18 protein-coding genes are annotated in these 17,142 nt (G+C 62.3%); 3 read left to right on the top strand and 15 right to left on the bottom strand.

The window, feature by feature from the left end; translation table 11 throughout:
* Position 1 precedes the first annotated feature (1 nt).
* The 3 genes from rpsG to NY78_RS06085 form a co-directional block, all read right to left on the bottom strand.
* Positions 2 to 472, bottom strand: a complete 471-nt coding sequence (rpsG, locus tag NY78_RS06095; protein WP_043633088.1) for a 30S ribosomal protein S7 — start codon at positions 470 to 472, stop codon at positions 2 to 4.
* Positions 473 to 493: 21 nt separating this feature from the next.
* A complete protein-coding gene (gene rpsL / locus NY78_RS06090) occupies positions 494 to 865 on the bottom strand; it encodes a 30S ribosomal protein S12 (RefSeq protein ID WP_006918780.1) in 372 nt (123 codons plus the stop codon).
* A gap of 170 nt (positions 866 to 1,035) precedes the next feature.
* Positions 1,036 to 1,653, bottom strand: coding sequence for a hypothetical protein (locus tag NY78_RS06085; protein ID WP_043633086.1), 618 nt, complete (start codon positions 1,651 to 1,653; stop codon positions 1,036 to 1,038).
* Positions 1,654 to 1,959: 306 nt separating this feature from the next.
* On the opposite strand from NY78_RS06085, the gene NY78_RS06080 reads away from it, so the two are divergent.
* The gene (locus NY78_RS06080; RefSeq protein WP_043633084.1) at positions 1,960 to 2,244 is read left to right on the top strand and encodes a hypothetical protein; all 285 of its coding nucleotides are present in this window, start codon (positions 1,960 to 1,962) and stop codon (positions 2,242 to 2,244) included.
* Positions 2,245 to 2,614: 370 nt separating this feature from the next.
* Here the strand turns inward: NY78_RS06080 and NY78_RS06075 are convergent, their stop codons facing one another.
* From NY78_RS06075 to ald, 7 genes are all read right to left on the bottom strand, one after another.
* Positions 2,615 to 3,721, bottom strand: coding sequence for a hypothetical protein (locus tag NY78_RS06075; protein ID WP_043633082.1), 1,107 nt, complete (start codon positions 3,719 to 3,721; stop codon positions 2,615 to 2,617).
* A gap of 223 nt (positions 3,722 to 3,944) precedes the next feature.
* Positions 3,945 to 4,673 carry an ABC transporter ATP-binding protein gene (locus tag NY78_RS06070; protein ID WP_043633079.1) on the bottom strand — a complete coding sequence of 243 codons (729 nt, stop codon included), beginning with the start codon at positions 4,671 to 4,673 and terminating at the stop codon, positions 3,945 to 3,947.
* A complete protein-coding gene (locus NY78_RS06065; RefSeq protein WP_043633078.1) occupies positions 4,673 to 5,440 on the bottom strand; it encodes an ABC transporter ATP-binding protein in 768 nt (255 codons plus the stop codon). Before NY78_RS06065 ends, NY78_RS06070 begins: the two co-directional genes overlap by 1 nt.
* Positions 5,441 to 5,443: 3 nt before the next feature.
* A complete protein-coding gene (locus NY78_RS06060; protein WP_043633076.1) occupies positions 5,444 to 6,523 on the bottom strand; it encodes a branched-chain amino acid ABC transporter permease in 1,080 nt (359 codons plus the stop codon).
* A gap of 21 nt (positions 6,524 to 6,544) precedes the next feature.
* Positions 6,545 to 7,468: a branched-chain amino acid ABC transporter permease gene (locus NY78_RS06055; RefSeq protein WP_043633074.1), complete on the bottom strand. Its 924-nt coding sequence runs from the start codon at positions 7,466 to 7,468 to the stop codon at positions 6,545 to 6,547.
* Between the two features lie 87 nt (positions 7,469 to 7,555).
* The gene (locus tag NY78_RS06050) at positions 7,556 to 8,722 is read right to left on the bottom strand and encodes an ABC transporter substrate-binding protein (RefSeq protein ID WP_043633073.1); all 1,167 of its coding nucleotides are present in this window, start codon (positions 8,720 to 8,722) and stop codon (positions 7,556 to 7,558) included.
* Between the two features lie 168 nt (positions 8,723 to 8,890).
* Positions 8,891 to 9,997: an alanine dehydrogenase gene (ald, locus tag NY78_RS06045; RefSeq protein WP_043633071.1), complete on the bottom strand. Its 1,107-nt coding sequence runs from the start codon at positions 9,995 to 9,997 to the stop codon at positions 8,891 to 8,893.
* A gap of 228 nt (positions 9,998 to 10,225) precedes the next feature.
* On the opposite strand from ald, the gene purU reads away from it, so the two are divergent.
* A complete protein-coding gene (purU, locus tag NY78_RS06040) occupies positions 10,226 to 11,083 on the top strand; it encodes a formyltetrahydrofolate deformylase (RefSeq protein ID WP_043633069.1) in 858 nt (285 codons plus the stop codon).
* A 338-nt stretch (positions 11,084 to 11,421) separates the two neighbouring features.
* Here the strand turns inward: purU and feoB are convergent, their stop codons facing one another.
* The 4 genes from feoB to NY78_RS06020 all read right to left on the bottom strand — a co-directional run bounded on the left by feoB (position 11,422) and on the right by NY78_RS06020 (position 15,084).
* A complete protein-coding gene (gene feoB / locus NY78_RS06035) occupies positions 11,422 to 13,608 on the bottom strand; it encodes a ferrous iron transport protein B (RefSeq protein ID WP_043633067.1) in 2,187 nt (728 codons plus the stop codon).
* A gap of 2 nt (positions 13,609 to 13,610) precedes the next feature.
* Positions 13,611 to 13,841: a FeoA family protein gene (locus NY78_RS06030; RefSeq protein WP_043633065.1), complete on the bottom strand. Its 231-nt coding sequence runs from the start codon at positions 13,839 to 13,841 to the stop codon at positions 13,611 to 13,613.
* 421 nt (positions 13,842 to 14,262) lie between these two features.
* Positions 14,263 to 14,538 carry a hypothetical protein gene (locus tag NY78_RS06025; RefSeq protein WP_043633062.1) on the bottom strand — a complete coding sequence of 92 codons (276 nt, stop codon included), beginning with the start codon at positions 14,536 to 14,538 and terminating at the stop codon, positions 14,263 to 14,265.
* A gap of 102 nt (positions 14,539 to 14,640) precedes the next feature.
* Positions 14,641 to 15,084, bottom strand: coding sequence for a nucleoside 2-deoxyribosyltransferase (locus tag NY78_RS06020; RefSeq protein WP_043633059.1), 444 nt, complete (start codon positions 15,082 to 15,084; stop codon positions 14,641 to 14,643).
* 234 nt (positions 15,085 to 15,318) lie between these two features.
* Here NY78_RS06020 and greA point away from each other — a divergent pair, with 234 nt between their 5' ends.
* On the top strand, positions 15,319 to 15,807 hold the full coding sequence (gene greA, locus NY78_RS06015) for a transcription elongation factor GreA (protein WP_043633058.1): 489 nt from the start codon (positions 15,319 to 15,321) through the stop codon (positions 15,805 to 15,807).
* A 178-nt stretch (positions 15,808 to 15,985) separates the two neighbouring features.
* Here the strand turns inward: greA and NY78_RS06010 are convergent, their stop codons facing one another.
* Positions 15,986 to 17,014, bottom strand: a complete 1,029-nt coding sequence (locus NY78_RS06010) for an NADH:flavin oxidoreductase (protein WP_043633055.1) — start codon at positions 17,012 to 17,014, stop codon at positions 15,986 to 15,988.
* Positions 17,015 to 17,142 lie beyond the last annotated feature (128 nt).

The raw sequence follows: 17,142 nt of genomic DNA, 5'->3' as shown, positions 1-17,142 counted from the left end.
ACTACCACCGGTAATGGGCGAACGCTTTGTTAGCGTCGGCCATGCGGTGCGTATCCTCTTTCTTTTTCACGGCGCCGCCGCGATTATTATAGGCGTCCAGAAGCTCGCCCGACAACTTGTCTGCCATGCCCTTTTCGCCGCGGGCCCGGGCCTGATTGATCAGCCAACGCAGAGCCAGGGTGACCTGGCGCTCGGGGCGCACCTCCATGGGAACCTGGTAGGTGGCGCCGCCGACCCGGCGGGGCTTGACTTCCATGTGCGGCTTGACGTTGCCGATGGCCTTTTCAAAAGCCTTCAGCGGATCTTCGCCGGACTTGTCGGCCAGCACGTCCACGGCCTGGTAAAACAGGTTTTCGGCCACGCCTTTCTTCCCATCGTGCATGAGCCGATTGATGAACTTGGTCATCAGATGGCTGCCGTACTTGGGATCGGGCAGCACAGACCTTTTGGAAACTGGACCTTTACGCGGCATACGCGTCTCCTTGCACCGAAATTACTTGGGCCGCTTGGCGCCGTACTTGGAACGGCTCTGGCGGCGATCAGACACGCCGGACGTATCGAGCGTGCCACGGATGATATGGTACCGAACACCGGGAAGGTCTTTTACGCGACCGCCCCGGATCATAACGACCGAGTGCTCTTGCAGGTTATGGCCTTCGCCCGGGATGTAGGAAGTCACCTCGATACCGTTGGTCAGGCGCACGCGGGCGACCTTACGCAAGGCCGAGTTCGGCTTTTTGGGCGTGGTGGTGTACACACGAGTGCACACGCCCCGGCGCTGCGGGCAGGCCTGCAGGGCCGGCGTCTTGCGCCGTTTGGACACTTTAGCCCGTTCCTTGCGGATGAGCTGGTTGATCGTGGGCATAGCCGTCTCCGTTCGAAAAAATCGTAGTGTATGGCAAAGACAGAGGCCTATAGACCCACTGACTCGCTATGTCAAGCTGCAATGGGTTGGCCTCGGGAAAAAAACTGACCCCCCCACCCGGTGCGGGCGGGAGGGTCTTATCCTCTACACGAGTTTGAAACGCTTGTCGCCTAGAAAGTGATGCGAATTCCGCCGTGACCACCCCAGGCGTCCAGGCCGTGATTGTCAAAGCCGATGCGCTGGTAGCGGCCGGTCAGCTCAAACGCCACATTCTGGGTCAGATTGACGGCAAAGCCCAGGTCAACAGGCAGGGTCGGGTTGGCGTAATTTCCACGGCCGCCGTTCTCATAATAGGGAATACGGTCGCCGGAGAACAGGCCGCCGATACCGGTGCCGATGAAGAAGGCCGCCTTGTCGGTGTGCACCGGATAGTACCGGATCAGGGCGTTGGCGCCAAAGGCCCAGGGGTTGGACGAATAGCCGTCATTGCTGGCGGCGGTGTAAATGAAGTTGGTCACCGGTCCGGTGCGATCGATCTTGCGAACGTCAAACGAATAGGCCAGGGCCTCCAGGCCGATCGACAGCCCGTCCATGACGAAATAGCCGCCGCTGGCACCAAAGGTCAGGATGGAATTGACTGCCTTCTGCCCGGTTCCGTAATAACCGAATTCCGGGGTCACATGCATCGTGCCAGCTTCGCCCATGGCGTTGGACTTGGCCGGCAGGGCTGCAAATCCAATGCACAAGGCCAACAAAAGCACCCAAATCTTATTAAACTGCGCGTACATGGCCTTCCTCCTTACAAATACATATGGTGTCCTACAAATTCCGTTGGCGCAGATAGCCGCGTCCTTTTCGACGGTCCTTCGTCCCTCGGGACGCGCCATTCACTAAATCATAAGACGCCTTCGGGCCTTGACCAGAGGCGGACTGACGAATTCTCCCCCACGCGTCGGTCCGCCCGGCACAACTAAACCGGTCTTTAGCAAAGCCCGTGAACAGAAGCAAGAAATTGTACGGGCATCCCCATCTTGCCCCGGACGCGTCCTTAGGCTACGTTGCCTCATCCGGCGCGTCAGCCACAGGAGGCGACCATGGTCGACAAGGATCAGTTCGGGGTCAGCATGGAACAACAGCTGGCCGCCTACAAAGCCAAAATCGAGGCCGCCAGGGCCGAGGCCAAGGACAAGGGGCAGGATTTTTTCGACCGCTGGTCCGGCGACCTTGAGCACCTCCTCGAAAAATATGACAAGGCCCGCTATAAGCTGACGTTGTTGCGCAAGGGCAGCGGCGACGCCCTGGTTGAATTGCGCCACGGGGTCGAGCACGCGTTGACCGATCTCAAGAGCGCTTTTGCCAAGGCCAAAGACAAGTTCTAGCCTTTCGCCCCTGGCCCCTGACGGCCCTCCGCCCCCAGCCGGCAGCATGGCTGGATCTGTCTGCCGCCGGTTTCCCGACAGGTCCGCTGTCTGGGCCAAGCCTGAGGCTGCCCGCCCCACCCTGCCCGGCCGACCTGGACCGGCAGGACTTCAGGGCAGCCGCCCCGGGCCTGGGGCAGCCCCTGCGCCCCGCTTTTCCGCCCCTGCCCTCGTGCGGCCTCCGACGCTTCCAAGCACCTCCCTTTCGCCGGTGAATGCCTGTCCATGGCCCGGCCTTCGCGCGCTCCCTGCGCGCTCAAAAGACCGACAAGACGAAAAGGCGGCCCGAAGACCGCCTTGTCCATACGCCCGCTTCAAAACCGGATAGCGTCTACGCCTCGACCGAAACCCCGCTCCCTTGCGAGCCCAGGTTTAAGGCTGCCTCCTGGGCGGCATACTGGCTGGCCCCGTACCGATTGGCCGCATACTGGTCGACCAGGCCGGACAGGCCCTTCTTGCTGCCTTCTGAGGCCCCCAAGGATTGACCCTTGGCGTCGGCGGAAAACGGGATGTCCTTGACGGTCTGACTGACAATCTTGCCGTCGGCATCGGTCACCGTGGTGGTCTGCACCAGGCCTTCCGAGGAAAAGGAGGTCGTCACCGTGGTGGTGGTCTCTTCGCTGTCCGAACTGCCGGAAGATCCGCTGGCGCTCTCGGACGAAGACGAGCTGGACGAGGAGCTTGCGCTGGAGCCGGTGGTCGATGCCGCCGCCACGGTCGAGGAGGTGGTCGAACTGACCAGATTCCCGTCGGCGTCATAGGACTCCGACTCGGTCATGGTCTCGCCGTCCGGGGTGTTGCGGGTCACGGTGTAGCTGGTCGAGCCATCGGCGGCCGTCAACTCCTGCCCGGTCTCCAGGACATTGCCGCTGGCGTCGGTCAGGGAACTCGTCACGGAGAACCCGCCGTCCTCGGTGTTTTCACCGGTGATGGTGCGGGTTGTCGTGTGGCCGTTCGGGTCGGTCATGGTAATGACCGAACTGAAACTGCCGTCGGCGTTTTGCGTGGTCTTCTCGGTGCCGACCACGTTGCCGTCGGCATCGGTCATGGTGACGGACCGGGACGAACTGCCGTCGGCATTATCGGTTTCACTCACTTCGCGCTTCAGGCCGTCGCTGCCTTCCATGGGCGGCGGCGGCATGTCGTCGGACTGGCTGGACGAGCTCAGGTCGGTGAGCGTCCCGGTCGACATGTCGTAGGAAAGCGAACTGTCGCCGGACAAGAGGGCCGTCAGGATGTCGTTGAAACTGCCGACGCTCGATCCGGCGCTGCTGGTTGACCCGGAAGAAGTTGCCGCAGTCGCGTCGCTGGTGGCGTCACTGAGCCCCAACAGGCTGGAAATGGATGATTGGCTGGCCGTGGACTGCTGTCCGTAGCTGGCCAGAAGCTGACTCAACCAACTGTTTGTGGTGTCTTGCCCTATGGATTGGACGCTCATGTCCGGGCCTCCTGGGAGCGGGAAAATTTTGCCGGGCGAAACGCTCCCCAGGCATGTTTAGGCAAGAGACGTGCCGTTTGAGGGGCCAACGCCCCGCCCTACCAGGAAAAAAACGCCGACGAAGAACGGCCGCATCCGGTTACGGGCAATAATCGGGCCAGCATAAAAAACGCCCGGCCGGGAATTTCCCGACCGGGCGCAGTCTCGACCATGCCATGACAAATCAGCCGCCGAGGTAGGCCTTTTTCACTTCCGGATCGTGCTTGAGTTCCTCGGCCGTGCCCGAGGTCTTGATCTCGCCGGTATCGAGCACATAGCCCCGGTGGGCGAAATTGAGCGCCACCTTGGCGTTTTGCTCAATCAAAAGGATGGTCAGGCCCAGTTCGTTGAGTTTTTTAAGCGTGCGAAACATCTCGTACATGAGAAGCGGGGCCAGCCCCATGCTCGGCTCGTCGAGCAGGATGAAATCGCATCCGGTCATGATGGCCCGGCCAACGGCCAGCATCTGCTGCTCGCCGCCGGAGAGCGATTCGCTGCGCTGCTTGCGCCGTTCGGAGAGCCGGGGAAACAGCGACAACACCCGGTCAAGGTCCCGGGCAATGATCTCGTCGCCGTCCTTTCGGGCGTAGGTGGCCAGCACCAGGTTTTCCATGACCGTCAGGTTGCCGAAAATCCGCCGGCCCTCGGGCGAGAGGTCCATATGGAGTTTTCGCACCACGTCGTGGGGTTCCATGCCGAGGATGGACTTGCCCTCGTAGAGGATGTCGCCTTCGACCACCTTGGGGGCCTCGGGCGGGGGCAGGCGCATGATGGACAGGAGCGTCGTGGTTTTCCCTGCACCGTTGGCCCCGATCAGCGTCACGATCTCCCCACGGTTGACGTGGAAGGAGATGCCGTGCAGGGCCTCGATGTTGCCGTACTTGACCCGGAGGTTTTTGACTTCGAGCAGCATCAGATTGTATCATCTCCCAGATAGGCTTTAATGACTTCGGGGCTGTTTTGAATTTCCGTCGGCGTGCCTTCGGCAATGGTGGCCCCGAAATCGATGACCTTGATCCACGAACACAGCGACATGACCACATCCATCTGGTGTTCGATCATCCAGACAGCCAGTCCGAAGTCCTTGTGGATATCGCCAACCAGCTTGATCAGCCCCTCGACGTCCGAGGAGTTGAGTCCGGCGGCCGGTTCGTCGAGCATCAGCAGGGCCGGACGGACGGACAAGGCCCGGGCGATCTCCACCAGCCGCTGCACGCCATAGGGCAGATTTTTCGGCTGTTCATTGACCACGTCGGCAAGGCCCAGGCGGGTGAGCACATCCATGGCGTGGTCTTCGATGTCGCGCTCGCTTTGCATGTAGCGCGGCGTACGCAAAAAGCAGTCCCACAGGCCGTAGCCCAGGGCATGATGCTGGGCAATGCGGATGTTGTCGAGCACCGTCATCTCGAACCACAGCCGGATGTTCTGGAAGGTGCGGGCGATGCCGCGCGAGGTCACTTCATGGGGTTTTAAGCCCTTGATGGACCGGCCCTTGAACAGGATATCGCCCCGCGTCGGCTTGTAGAAACCGCTTATCAGGTTAAACACCGTGGTCTTGCCCGCGCCGTTGGGACCGATCAGAGCCACCATCTGGCCCTGCTCCAGGGACACGGAAAACTCCGACACGGCGCACAGACCGCCGAAGTACTGGGTCATTTCCTTCACGTCCAAAAGCGCCACGGCCTACCCCTTGAACTTATAGAATTTACGAAGCCCCGGGAACACGTCGGCCAGTTCGCGGCGTCCCATGATGCCTTCCGGTCGAAACTGCATGAGGAGCACCAGGAGCAGCGGAATCAGCACCCACTTCCAGACCTGCGTCACCTCGTAGGAATCCGGGATGATGGAGATGTAGTGCAGGAAGGTATTGATAAAGCCGAAGGCGTCGCGCAGATATTCAATAAGAAGCGTCATGAGGATGGCGGCCAGCACCGAGCCGGAGATCGACCCCATGCCGCCGAGATAGACCATGACCATGATCTCGGTGGATTTCAAAATCGTAAACGTGCCCGGATTGACGTAGCCAAGGATGTGGGCAAACAGTCCGCCGGCAAGGCCAGCCAGGCCGCAGGAGACCATGAAGGCCACCAGTTTGACCCGGTCGGTGTTGACGCTCATGATCTCGGCGGCAATCTCGTCCTGGCAGATGGCGTCCACGCCCTTGCCAAAGGTCGAATAGATGAACCGGCGGATGACGCACACGGAGAAAACCGTGCCCAAAAACACCCAGATCAGAATCCAGGGCAAATCGGCCGTGGCGTTCATGGCGTTCATGACGCCGCTCATGCCCATGAAGCCTCTGGCCCCGCCGATGGCGCCGATGTTCTCGATGGTGGATTTGACGATGTAGCTGGCGGCAATGGTGATAATGGCCAGATAATCACCGCGGGTCTTAAAGGATGGGATGGCCACGAGCAGGCCCACCACCGAGGCGGCCAGGGACCCGGCCAGAAGGACCAGCGGAAAGAGCCATACGGCCAGATCCGGCGACAGCAGCGGTTCGCCAAAGGTCGCGCTTTTGGTAAAAAGAGCCACCGAGATCAGCGAGGAGACGTATGCCCCGACCGCCATGAAGCCGGCGTGGCCGCAGGAGAACTCCCCCATGTTGCCGTTAATGATGTTCAGACTCGTGGCCAGGATGATGTTGACGCCCATGAACATCAGCACGGACTGCCAATAGGAGTTTAAGATCCCGGCCATCGAGACCCAGAGCATTACCCCGAACAGGCCGGCCAAAAGGACGGGAACAGTCAGGCGCTTCATGCGATATCCCCCTTTTCGGCCTTAGATTTTTGTCCGCCGGGCGACACCGAAGAGACCGGTCGGCCGGATGGACAGGATGAGCAGCAAAATGGAAAACGCGATCAGATCGCGGTAGGTGGAGGGGAAAAAGGCCACCACCATGATCTCCACGAACCCCAGCAAAAATCCCCCGGCAAACGCCCCGGCAATGGAACCGATGCCGCCGACGACGGCTGCGATAAAGGCTTTCCAGCCGATAAGCGCCCCCATGTAGGGGTCGATGACCGGATAGGTCATGGCGAAGAAAAGCCCGGCCAGTCCTGCAAAGCCCGAACCCAGGACAAAGGTGAAGACGATGACCGTATCCGCCGGAATGCCCATGAGCGGCACGGCGAAACGGTCATAGGAGATGGCCCGCATGGCCATGCCCATCTTGGTCCGGGTGACGATGAAATGGAGCAGGAGGAAGGACAGGATGGCGACGCCGATGACCATCAATTTGAGGTTGGTCACGATGATGCCATGAAAGTCAAACACCTGGATGGGGATCAGGGTGGGAAAACTTTTGCGGCTTGCGCCAAGCAGGGCCAGGTTGCCGTTTTCCAGGATCAGCCCGCACATGAGCGCCGTGATGACGACGTAAAGGCGGTTGACGCCCTTGCGGCGAAGCGGCCGGTAGGCGATGCGTTCCAGGGTCACGCCGACCACGGCGGTGAGGATCATGGTCAGCGGCACGGCCAGGGAAAGCACCATCCAGCCCGGCAGGCCGGCAATGGCCCCATATTTGCCTAAAAGCACCATGCTCACGAAAAAGGCCAGATAGGCCCCGACCATGAAAATGTCGCCATGGGCGAAATTGATCAGCAGCAAAACGCCGTAGACCAGGCAATAGCCCAGGGCGATGAGGGAATAAAAGCTTCCCCACTGCAGGGCATTTAGGATGTTTTGCAGGAAACTTTGCAGCAACGCGGACCCCCTTATGACACGACGTTGGGGACGCGCGGCCCGGAGCTGGCCCGGGCCGCGCGCAGGATCAGGTCGAAGTCGATGTGTTTACGGGCAAACAGACTTGTAGAAGGCGAACTTGCCGGCGTCGTCGATCTTGACGACCACGGCGCACTTGATGGGATCATGGTCGCCGGTGGCCGGGTAGGACATGTCGCCGGTGATGCCTTCAAACTTCTTGATGCCGGCCATGGCCTTCATGAGGCCCTCGCGGTCCTTGGCCATGTCGCCGGAAAGCGCGCCCATGGACTGGACGGCGGCCAGCATCAGGTTGGCGCTGTCCCAGGTCAGGGCGGCCACGTCGTCCGGGGTCTTCTTGTACTGGGTGGTGTAGGCGTCGATGAATTCCTTGGTCTTGCCCTTGGCGCCGGCGGCGGCGTAGTGGGTGACGAAGAAAAAGCCCTTGCAGGTGTCGCCGCAAAGGCCCATCAGGTCGCCGGAGCCCCAGGAGTCGCTGCCGAGCACGGGCTTGTTGAAGCCGAGCGACTTGGCCTGCTGCACGATCAGCGGCACTTCGTTGTAGTACTGGGGAACGAACAGGACCTCGGCGCCGGACTTGGCGATGTTGGTCAGCTGGGCCGAGAAGTCGACGTCCTTGGTGGTAAAGGTTTCAAAGGCCACCACGGAGCCGGGGCCGTTGATCTTTTCGAAAGCGGTCTTGAAGTCTTCGGCCAGTCCCTTGGGATAGTCCGAGGCGATGTCGTAGAGGACCGCGGCCTTTTTGGCCTTGAATTCCTCGGAGGCGAACTTGGCGGCGGTGGGGCCCTGGAAGGTGTCCAGGAAGCAGCCGCGGAAGACAAAGGGCCGGGCCTTGGTGGTGTTGGGGTTGGTGGACCAGGGGGCCATCATGGGGGTCTTCAGCTCGTTGGCGGCTTCAGCGGCGGGCACGGCCTGCTTGCTGGACTGGGGACCGACCATGCCGAGCACGTTGTCCTGGGTGATGAGCTTGCGGGTGGCGGACAGGGCCGACTCGGCCTTGGATTCATTGTCCTCATAGACGAATTCGAGCATGTAGCTTTTGTCGCCGACTCTGAGTCCGCCGGCATCGTTGATTTTTTTCTTGAGCATTTCGGCGGCGTTCTTGGACGACTCGCCCACGTCCGGGATATCGCCGGTCAGCGGGATATTGAAGCCCAATTTGATGGTGTCGGCCGCCAGAGCCGGCGCAGCCAGCCCGAGAACGCAAAAAAGGGCAATCAGCCAGGACCTCTTCATGAACGCCTCCTGTTTGCAGTCAATTTCAAGTACTTACACGGGAACTCTGAGTGCTCTGGCAATACCTGAACTTTGCCCCAAAGGGAATCCCCCGATTCGAGATATGCAACATTTTTGTGAAACTCCGGCAGCCCCACCGTTCGCGGGACTGCCGGAACTATTGGAAATTTACGCCAAAGCAGCCGACAGCGGCGTCAGCTCCAGCCCCAGGGCCTCAGCCACGCCGGCATAGGTCAACTTGCCGTCGATGGTGTTGAGTCCCGCCGCCAGGGCAGCGTCCCCGCGCAAGGCCTCAACGCCCTTGGCCGCCAGTTTCAGGGCATAGGGCAGGGTCTGGTTGCACAGGGCGTAGGTGGAGGTGCGCGGCACGGCCCCCGGCATGTTGGCCACGCCGTAGTGGACCACGCCGTCAATAACGTAGGTGGGCGCGTCGTGGGTGGTGGCCTTGATCGTCTCCACACAACCACCCTGGTCCACGGCCACGTCCACGATGACCGAGCCTTCCTTCATGGTGGGCAGCATGTCCCGGGTGACCAGGTGCGGGGCCTTGGCCCCGGGGATGAGCACTGCGCCGATGACCAGATCGGCGTAGGTCACGGCCTTGCGGATATTGGCCTCGTTGCTGGCCGAAGTGACGATGCGGCCCTGGTAGATGTCGTCAAGGTACTGGAGGCGGGCGTGGTTGACGTCAAGGACCGTCACCTGCGCGCCCATGCCCACGGCGATCTTGGCCGCGTTGGAACCGACCACGCCGGCCCCGACCACCACCACCGAGGCCTGCGGCACGCCCGGCACGCCGCCAAGCAGCACGCCGCGCCCGCCCTGGGATTTTTCCAGGGCGTGGGCGCCCACCTGGGGGGCCATGCGCCCGGCCACTTCGCTCATGGGCACGAGCAGCGGCAGGGTGCCGTCGGCCAGCTGCACGGTTTCATAGGCCACGCCCGTGACGCCCGAGGACAAAAGCGCTTCGGTCAGCGCCCGGTCCGCCGCCAGATGGAGGTAGGTAAAAAGGAGCAGCCCCTTGCGCAGATACTTGTATTCACAAGCAATCGGCTCCTTGACCTTGATGACCATATCCCCGCCCCAGGCTTCGGCGACGCCAACGAGCTTGGCCCCGGCGGCCGCGTACTGCTCGTCGGTCAGGCCCGAGCCCTGGCCGGCTCCGGTTTCCACCAGCACGGCATGGCCCCGGCGCACCAGCGTTTCCACCGCGCCCGGGGTCATGGCCACGCGATTTTCCAGGGTCTTAATTTCTTTTGGGATCCCGATAATCATAAGAATACCTCGCAAACAGCGTTTGGTAAGTTTGGCTTCCCTTCGGCCTTGGCGCACTCGAAGCGGGGGCGCGCTCGCTTAGGCAGGCAATCTGTAAAATAATTTGCGGCTTTTGACAATATTGTCCGAATAATATTTGGTGGCCCCGGTCTGGCCTCCGAAACCGTTCTGCGGTATGCCCTTTTTCCCGGTTTTCCCGGGCCAGACTCACCAAAAGGACATAAATCCATGGCCGCAACCGCCCGCCTGCGCATCACCTGCCCGGACCGACCCGGCATTGTTTCTGCCGTCACCACGTTTCTGTACACCCACGGGGCCAACATTATCGACCTGGACCAGCACTCCACCGACCCCGAAGGCGGCACCTTCTTCATGCGCCTGGAGTTTTATACGCCCTATATGGATGTGTCCCGGACCGCCTTGGAAACGGCTTTCGGTGAAGTGGTGGGCAACCGCTTTGCCATGGACTGGCGGCTGTCGTATTCCGACGAACCCAAGCGCACGGCCATCCTGGTCTCGCGCCACGACCACTGCCTCATGGAACTGCTGTGGCGCTACGCCCGCCAGGAACTGCCCTGCCGGCTGTCCATGGTCATCGGCAACCACGAGGACCCGCGCGAAGCCGTGGAACAGTTCGGCGTGCCCTACCACTGCGTGCCGGTCGGCGACGGCGGCATGGCCGAGGCCGAAGGCCGCATGGCCGAACTGCTTGGCCCGGACATCGATCTCGTGGTCCTGGCCCGTTACATGCGCGTCCTGTCGGCCGACTTCCTGCGGCCCTACGAAACCCGGGTGATCAATATTCACCATTCCTTCCTGCCGGCCTTTGTCGGCGCCGATCCCTACCGCCAGGCCCACGAAAAAGGCGTGAAGCTGATCGGGGCCACGGCCCATTACGTGACCGCCGAACTCGACGCCGGGCCGATCATCGAACAGGACACGGCCCGGGTGACCCACCGCCACAGCGTGGCCGACCTCAAGGCCATGGGCAGCGAACTGGAACGCACCGTCCTGGCCCGGGCCGTCACCTGGCACCTGGAAGACCGGGTTATCGTTTTTGGGAACAAGACCGTGGTATTTCGGTAGGATAAAGAGAGAAAAGACGGAAGAATGCCTCCGGCGGCCGGGGCTTTGCCCCGGACCCCACCGGGGGGATGATCCCCCCGGACCCCTCGACGGGAGAAGCTTTTTAAGGGGTGTTTGGCGCGGGCTGGCATCGGTCGGCTGCGGACCGGGGCAGCCGCAGTCCAGCCTTGACGACAACCGCCGTTGCTGCGGCGGCAACGGCCCTGCCCGCTTTTGGCCCTCCGCCGGGGTTGCAAACACACCGGCCCATGGGTCCATCTGTCGTTTCCACACAACAAAGCGCCCGGGGAACTTCTCCCCGGGCGCTTTGTGCGTCGGTAATCCGTCAGGCCGAAGCGTCAGGCAAAGAGTCCGGCAAGGCGGTAGACGGCAGCGGCCATGATAAAGGCAAAGGTCATGGAACCAAACACCGAGAAGGCGGCCCACTTCCAGTTGGTTTCCCTGGCAATGGCCACCACCGTGACCATGCAGGGCGTATAGAGCAGCATGAAGGTAAAGACGCTTAAGATGGCCGGCAGGCTCCAGGCCGGATCAGCGGCCAGCCGCTCGCTGAGCGAATCCGACTGCTCCGGGTCCACCGCGCCCATGGAATAGGCCGTGGCCATGGTGGAGACAAAGACCTCCTTGGCCGCAAACCCGCCCAGCAGCGCCACATTGGCCTGCCAGGGGAAGCCGGCCAGATCGGTGACCGGGCGCACGAACGCACTCATCCGTCCGCCCACGGAGTTTTTAAGGGCCTCTTCGTTTTGCTGGTCGTCAATTGCCTTGGTGGCGTCCTCGGTCAAAGCCGTCAGTTCCTCCTGGGAGGCCTCAGGATTGGCCGCCTTGATCTGCTCCACCGCCTCCAACCGCTTTGCGTCAAAGCCGGCCACGGTTTCCGCAGACAGCTTGGGAAAGGTCATAATCGCCCACATGAGGATGGACACGGCCAGAATCACGGTGCCGGCCTTTTTGACATACTGCCAGACCCGCTCCAGCGTGTGGGTGGCCACGCCGCGCAGCGTGGGCAGGCGATAGGGCGGAATCTCCATGACAAAGGGCGTGGACTCGCCCTTGATCACGGTCCAGCGCAGAAGCCGCGACACGATCAGGACGAAACCCCAGGCGGCCAGGACCACGAAGAACATGGCCTGGGTCGGATTGTCCGGGAAAAAAGCGGCCACGAGCATGAGGTAAGCCGTGGTTTTGGCCCCGCAGACCATAAACGGCGCGGTCAGGATGGTGGCCAGACGCTCCCGGGGACTGCGCAGGGTCCGGGCGCTCATGACGCCCGGCACGGCGCAGCCGCCAGGGATGCCGCCGGACATGATCAACGGCATGACCGACATGCCGTGCAGGCCGAAAATCCGCAGCACACGGTCCATCATATAGGCCACCCGGGCCATGTAGCCGAGGTCTTCCAGGAACACGAGCATAGCGAACATGATGCAGATAAGCGGTGTGAAACCCAAAACCGATCCCACGCCGCCGATCATGCCGGAAACGATCAGGGATTGCAGATTGCCTTCCGGGAGATACGTCGTGCCCAGGCCGGCCAGCCACTCAAAGCCGGCTTTCACCCAGCTCTGGGGATAGGCCCCGATGGTGAAGGTGATCTGGAACATGAACCACAAGACGGCCAGCATGATGACGGGACCAAACACCTTGTGGGTCACAATGCGGTCAATGGAATCGGACGAGGTGCGGCGCAGTTCGTCGCCGCCGGTCACGACCCCCTGTTTGAGCAGGCCGTTGATGAAGCCGTAGCGCCAGTCGGCGATGATGGCGTCAGGAGTGGCGGCGCAGTGCTGGCGGGTGTGGATTTCGGCCTCTTTGCAGATGGCTTCCAACCGCTCCGCCGTCGCGCCGGCGGCCCGGCCTTCGGCCATGACCTGCTCGTCGGCTTCAAGATATTTTATGGCCACCCAGCGAGGATCATGGCGACTGGTCAGGAACCCGTCTTCCTCGATGATCCTGGTCATGCGCTCGATGACCGGATCAAGTTCCGGGCCGTAGGACAGGCGGATGGGCTTCCAGGTCCCGCCCCCTTCCTTGTAGGCGGCCGCCACGGCCTGCATGAGTTCCTCGCGGCCCTGCCCCATCCGGGCCACGCAGGGAATGACCGGCACGCCCAGAAGCTGGGACAGCTTCTGGACGTCGATGGTCACCCCGTTGCGCTTGACCTCGTCCATCATGTTGAGGCCAAGGACCATGGGCGCGCCGATTTCCATGAACTGCACGGCCAGATAGAGGCTGCGCTCCAGGGCCGTGGCGTCGATCATGTTGATGACCACGTCGGGATGTTCGTCCACGATGACGTTGCGGGCGACCAGCTCCTCCAGGGAATAGGAGGTCAGGGAGTAGGTGCCGGGGAGGTCCACCAAATGGATGTCATAGCCGTTTTGCCGATACAGCCCTTCCAGGCGGTCGACGGTAATGCCGGGGTAGTTGCCCACCCGGGCCGAGCCGCCGGTAATGGCGTTAAACATCGTGGATTTGCCGCAGTTGGGCTGGCCGGATACAGCCACGCGGATGGTCGTGCCCATCGTTAGAGCGCCTCCACCGTAATATAGTCGGCTTCGGCGTTGCGAAGCGACAAGGTGAACCCGCGCATCCGCAGGGCAACCGGATCGACCAGCGGGGCGCGTCCGACCACCATGATCTGGGTACCGGGCACAAGGCCCATGTCGCGGATGCGCCGCCCCATCTCGCCATTGGCCGTGACGGCCCGAATGCAGCCTTTCTGATTGACGGCCAGTTTTCGCAAAGACACTACCATGCCGTTCCTCCTTGGCAAGCCCGCCGGCCGTCGTGGCCAAGGCAAGCGTATCACTTCAAAATAAGATTCCAACTGCCGGCCGGCCACCGGCCGGCCCGCTGACGGGTCCTGACGCGGCACTTGCCGCACCGGCCCGGTTCCGTTGCCGGAACAACGCGCTCCGGGCGCGGCGTCCGCATCCGGGCGTCTTGTAAATGATATTCAATATCAATGTCAACCGGCAATGCCGCTTCTTTTCCCAAAATCGCTGCCGCCCGAGCCTTCGGCCATGGGGCACAGCCCACGACCAGGCCCGGCCAGCCGGACCTGGGGACGTCGCCCGGGCAGGATGGCCCGCAAAGGAAGGTCCCAGAGCCGTAATGGCCTGGGAAACAGGGTCTCAGGGAAAAGGCGTTTGCAGGGAAAAAAGCGAAAGCAGAATTCAGACGAGGGGACAAAATGCGCCAAGGGCGACGTGCTCGACCATGGAGGTCTCGGCCGGCTCCGGTCTGGCGGCGTCGGAGCCGCCCTGGGACTGGCGCAGACGGGCGCGCAATTCCCCGGCATTGGACCGGGCAATCCCCTGGGCGGTCATCATGTCCGTCAGGTCGTGGCGGCGGGAAAAGCCCAGGCGCACGTTCCCGGCGCCGTCGAGATACACCCGGCAACACAACTGGTCCACCAAGTAGGCGAGCGGATCCTGACAAGCTTCCAACATGACTGCCATCCACCCCTGGTTGCGGTTTAAAGACAGAGGCAACAGTCCAAGCGTGCAGCCAGAAATAGGCCAAGCCTCACAGAGGCGCAAATGAAAGTTTGGTTAGACAAGGTCCGACGTTGCGGCCCGGCGACCCAAGGCGGCGAGCAATGGCTCGACATCGCGGAAGATCTCGGTGCAGGAGCATTCAATCATACAGTTGACCAGGGACTGGCTGGTATCCCCGGCGCTGCGAAAATCCGTGCGCAGCCCCCAGGCCGGGATGCCCCGGGCGTAGGCATAGCCGACTTCCCAGGCCGTGCCGTCATCGACGGCCGGACCGTCCAGGACCGCGACCACGAGATCACAGCCATCCAGAGCCGACAGGCAGCCCCGGAAGATATGGCTTTTGGCGGTATGCCCCATGCCGGCCAGATCATCGTTGACAAACAGATCCCCGGGCCACAGCGGCGCAACGCCGGGCAAGACTGCGGCCAGATCGCGCAACTCGGCCATAAAGCGGCGCTCGGCCAGGGTAAAAAGCGGTCCCGCGAGATAGACGCGCATACTGATCTCCTCTCAGGCAATATGGATGTGATTCCGTCGGCCCAGTCCCGCTATAGCCGATGGCAGGGCCGCCGGACAACTCCCGTCTTGACCACAAGCCGTGTATGGACTAACCAGTCAAGTGTCCGTGTCCGTATGACTTCCACGACCACTTGGCGGCCGCGCCCATCCTGGGCGGGGCCGCTGTCGTTGGCGCCCCGACACTCCAACATCTCTCGATTGCAAGGTATGACGATGGAAAGCATTCCTATTACCGTTGAAGGCTTCAGACGGCTGGAACGCGAGCTTGAACGGCTGAAGAAAGAACGCCCGGGCGTTATTTTGGCCATCAAGGAAGCGCGTGAAGAAGGCGACCTGCGCGAAAACGCCGGCTACGAAGCCGCCCGTGAACGCCAGGGCATGCTCGAAGCCCGCATCAACTACATCGAATCCCGCATGTCGCGCTTTAACGTCATCGATCTCAATACGTTAGGTGGCGACCAAGTCATCTTCGGGGCTACGGTTGAGATCGAAGACGTCGATACCGGCGACATCAAAAAGTACACCCTGCTTGGTCCCGACGAAGCGGAACCGAGCAAAGGCTCCATTTCGCTCCTTTCCCCTGTGGGATTGGCCCTTCTGGGCAAGTCCGTGGGTGATGAAATCACGGTGGATGCCCCGCGCGGCAAGATCAACTACGAAATCATCTCCATCGTCTTCAACGGCCCCATCGAAGACGCCTGATCCTTCGTCCTGCGCCAAAGCCAGGCCCGGCCGGCAACGGCGGGCTTGGCAGTTTCCCCCTTGGGCCGGCGTCCGGGTATTCCCGGACGCCGGCTAGGGTATTTGTTCGTTGCCGCAGCCAGCGGCGACCCGGGCGTATGGCGGCCACGGCCGGCTGCGGGAGCCTGAAGCCCCGGCGTCAGGCCTCGCCGGCGGCCGCGCGCCGGACAAAAAAGCAGTTGTTCCCGGCCTCGTCGTAACATTTCCCGCACGACACGCAACGCGCCGTCTCCGTTGATCCGCCCTGCCAGCGGGCCGGCAGATCCGGCTGGCGCAGAAGCGGTCGGGACAGGGCGAAATAGGCGATGGCCGTCTCGTTGGCGATGGCTTCCATGGTCGCCGGCGACCGGTTGGCCCCGACCAAAATGACTGGCGCGGCAATGGCCTCGGCCACGGCCGCCGCCTCAGGGCGAAACACGGACTGCGCTTGCTTCTTGCCGCCGCAAATCCCCTTGTTGCCGCCAAGGCCGCTCACTTCGACCAGATCGATGCCGGCCGCGTCCAGGGCCGTGGCCGCGCCGAGGCATTCCTCGAAAACGCCCGGCGTTTCATGCATATCGCGGCAGTCCAGCTTGACGGACAGCAGGAAATCCTCCCCGACCTCCCGGCGAACGGCCGCATAGATGGCCATGAGCAAGGCCCGGCGGCCTTCGGACGATCCGCCGTAGGCGTCGGTGCGGCCGTTGGCCGCAGGACTGAGGAACTGGCTTAAGAAATAGCCGTGGGCTGCGTGGACCTGCACCCCGTCGTAGCCCGCCTCCCGGGCCAGGGCCGCTCCCCGGGCATAGTACTGCGGCAGTTCGTCCAGGACTGCGGTGCTCGGATCATTGGCCGTCCACATGACGCCGTCGCGGCCGGCAAAAGCCAGTTGGCCCAGGAGCAACGCTCCGTTCCCATGGGCCGTCGCCACGAGACGCCGGTGCCCGTCCAGGCCGGCGGCGTCATAGAGGCCGAGCTGGCCGGGCAACGACCTGGCCGTGGCCTGGAGGTACAGGGCGCTGGTGATGATGGCCCCCACCCCGCCTTGGGCCAGCTCCTCATAGACGGCAAGGAGTTGCGGCGTGAGCCGGCCGTCGCCGTCGGCCAGCCGTTCCCAGGTGGCGGAACGAAACAGCCGGTTTTTGAGTGTTCGGCCCTTGATGGTCGTGGCGTCAAACAATGTCTTCATGGGCATCCCTCCACAGGCTTTTGCCCAGGCTATGCTCCGGGCGTCCCGGCAGCGCAAGCACGCACTTTCCAGTGCGCCGGTACCCTATCCCATACTGCCCTGCGCCCCAAACAAAACGCCCCGCCGGT

Source organism: Desulfovibrio sp. TomC, assembly GCF_000801335.2.
GTDB lineage: Bacteria > Desulfobacterota > Desulfovibrionia > Desulfovibrionales > Desulfovibrionaceae > Solidesulfovibrio.
Note: the sequence above shows the minus strand (reverse complement) of the source record. Positions and strands in the feature narration are given on the sequence as shown.

Bases quoted from the DNA above. Each gene is read 5' to 3' on its own strand.
- NY78_RS06010 (WP_043633055.1), bottom strand. From the start codon at position 17,014: ATGAAGACATTGTTTGACGCCACGACCATCAAGGGCCGAACACTCAAA.
- NY78_RS06060 (WP_043633076.1), bottom strand. From the start codon at position 6,523: ATGAAGCGCCTGACTGTTCCCGTCCTTTTGGCCGGCCTGTTCGGGGTA.
- rpsG (WP_043633088.1), bottom strand. From the start codon at position 472: ATGCCGCGTAAAGGTCCAGTTTCCAAAAGGTCTGTGCTGCCCGATCCC.
- NY78_RS06025 (WP_043633062.1), bottom strand. From the start codon at position 14,538: ATGTTGGAAGCTTGTCAGGATCCGCTCGCCTACTTGGTGGACCAGTTG.
- rpsL (WP_006918780.1), bottom strand. From the start codon at position 865: ATGCCCACGATCAACCAGCTCATCCGCAAGGAACGGGCTAAAGTGTCC.
- NY78_RS06050 (WP_043633073.1), bottom strand. From the start codon at position 8,722: ATGAAGAGGTCCTGGCTGATTGCCCTTTTTTGCGTTCTCGGGCTGGCT.
- NY78_RS06020 (WP_043633059.1), bottom strand. From the start codon at position 15,084: ATGCGCGTCTATCTCGCGGGACCGCTTTTTACCCTGGCCGAGCGCCGC.
- NY78_RS06085 (WP_043633086.1), bottom strand. From the start codon at position 1,653: ATGTACGCGCAGTTTAATAAGATTTGGGTGCTTTTGTTGGCCTTGTGC.
- greA (WP_043633058.1), top strand. From the start codon at position 15,319: ATGGAAAGCATTCCTATTACCGTTGAAGGCTTCAGACGGCTGGAACGC.
- purU (WP_043633069.1), top strand. From the start codon at position 10,226: ATGGCCGCAACCGCCCGCCTGCGCATCACCTGCCCGGACCGACCCGGC.
- ald (WP_043633071.1), bottom strand. From the start codon at position 9,997: ATGATTATCGGGATCCCAAAAGAAATTAAGACCCTGGAAAATCGCGTG.
- feoB (WP_043633067.1), bottom strand. From the start codon at position 13,608: ATGGGCACGACCATCCGCGTGGCTGTATCCGGCCAGCCCAACTGCGGC.
- NY78_RS06080 (WP_043633084.1), top strand. From the start codon at position 1,960: ATGGTCGACAAGGATCAGTTCGGGGTCAGCATGGAACAACAGCTGGCC.
- NY78_RS06075 (WP_043633082.1), bottom strand. From the start codon at position 3,721: ATGAGCGTCCAATCCATAGGGCAAGACACCACAAACAGTTGGTTGAGT.
- NY78_RS06070 (WP_043633079.1), bottom strand. From the start codon at position 4,673: ATGCTGCTCGAAGTCAAAAACCTCCGGGTCAAGTACGGCAACATCGAG.
- NY78_RS06030 (WP_043633065.1), bottom strand. From the start codon at position 13,841: ATGGTAGTGTCTTTGCGAAAACTGGCCGTCAATCAGAAAGGCTGCATT.